Annotated in this window: 1 protein-coding gene and 1 pseudogene; both read right to left on the bottom strand. The window is 37.3% G+C overall.

Going from position 1 to position 1886, the window contains the following annotated elements:
- Positions 1-326: 326 nt before the first annotated feature.
- Positions 327-1558, bottom strand: a protein-coding gene (locus H6G97_RS50630) for an ISAzo13 family transposase (protein ID WP_190947723.1) whose coding sequence is annotated in 2 segments (ribosomal slippage) — positions 327-1078 and positions 1078-1558 — 1233 coding nt in all. Because the reading frame shifts where the segments join, the coding sequence is not laid out codon by codon here.
- A 148-nt stretch (positions 1559-1706) separates the two neighbouring features.
- Positions 1707-1886, bottom strand: a pseudogene (locus H6G97_RS52095) (Crp/Fnr family transcriptional regulator); the annotation flags it as partial.

Here is a 1886-nt window from a genome sequence, read left to right on the forward strand (position 1 = left end):
CACGTGATCAGCGATAAAGAGCAAGCAACGCGCAAGCCGTCGTTCTATAGTGTGGATACTATTGCAGGCAAGTGTTTGTGTCACTTGGGTAAACAGCCCATGAGTATAAGGGACTTCCAAAGAATAAATTATTCCAAGAAAACAAGAGACAGGATTTCTCAAGAATGATAATCATTTTAAGGGGGGTGGAGAAAAGGGGTTGCTGAGGGCAACCCCTTTTCTCCCCCTCATCTATGCATGAAGAATCTATACACTTGTCGTCTGCTTGGAAGTTAAACAGTGTAAAATTACTATGTTTTATAGCTAAATAAATGCTGTTATTAAAATCAAATAACTTTTGTTTTACTACAACAAATATCAATAAACCAATTACCTAAATTTGGGAAGACTTCATGAGTAGAATCGGTTAGCCGCTCAATCTGTTTTTCAATTTGAGCCATAGCTTTTTTTGTAAGTTTTACCCCATTCTCATAAGTTTTGTGTACTAGCTTAACTACTGGATGATCACCTTTCCATTTCATAGTACTAGCAAACTTTAAAGCCGTTTCCACTTCATCTAAAATGCTGCCATTCCAATGATTCTCTAGTATTGCCCATGTCCTTTCTATCGGATTATATTTACTATGATAGGGTGGATAGTAAGCTAAACGTATATTTACTTGATGTTTCTGGGCAAATTCTACTATACGTTTCATAAATTGGGTACGCCGTGAACTATTCTGCGGCCCATTATCTTGATTAATAAGTAGGGTTTGAATATCAGAAAAACGATGCTTTTCTTGTAACCAAAAATCTTCTAAAATATCAACAATAAAATCGCTTGTAACTTTGGATTCTGTAAAGTACAAAAATAGCTCATCAAACTCTGGGAGAAAGATACCATAAGGAGTTACAGTTGTTTTCGGATTATAATCATGGTCGTCAGCCTTCGCCCCATCCCGGCTTTTACCCCCTCGGTCAAATGAGCCAATCTTAACGCGGGCTTTTCCGTCCATACTTAGCCGTAAAACACTCTTATCTTCCGAAGCGTCTTTGTTTACTATGTCTAATTGCTCGAAGATTGCATCAGTTTGTGGGATTTTTTTTGAGGCTGAACTTTCTTTACCCTTCTGAGATTGTAACCTAAATTATTTAATTTGATGCGAATTGTTTCTGATGTATGTAAATTTTCATCACTATAACCAAATTTTTCAATTAATTGTTTTCTAACTTCGGCGGCACTAAGTCTGCTATATAGTCTTTGACTTTTAAAACTAGGATCAGTTTGACTTTGCGAATCTACTATATTTTTTATATTTTCTAAAAGATTTGGCAAGTGTTCTTCTGCTTTATAACGTCCTTTTGCACTCATGTTATCAATGCAAGTAATACCGCTTTTTAATTCTCTCGTTCCTTTCCGAATCGTATCTCGATTCCATCCTAATTCTGATTGTGCAAGCCTTTGCCCTCCTAAACCTAAGCCTTGAACTGTCTGTGCCATAAATTTGCGCTTTGCTGCACCTTTTAATTGAGATGCAGTTTCAATCAACAACTTTTTGAGGGAATCAGTTAATATTATGACCATCAGTTACCACACTCAAAAACAAGCGTCATTATTTAAATTACTACAAAAGGGGGATAAAGGGGCTGCCGACGGCAGCCCCTTTATCCCCCCTCTAAAATGATTATCATTATTGGTAATGGAATAATTTATTTTCTGGAAGTCCCTAACGCAACAGCAAACCTTGAAGCTCTCTACTTCGGTTGAATTCGGCGATTAGCAACTCTGTCTTGATCATTAGAGAACTGCCTGAAATTTGAACAAATGCAGTTGTATTTGTAGTATTACTCCCCAAAATTACGGAAACACCTACCATGCCGTCATTTCCGACTATGCCCGCTTCGAC

The sequence above is a fragment of the Nostoc flagelliforme FACHB-838 genome (genome assembly GCF_014698065.1).
Lineage (GTDB): Bacteria > Cyanobacteriota > Cyanobacteriia > Cyanobacteriales > Nostocaceae > Nostoc > Nostoc flagelliforme_B.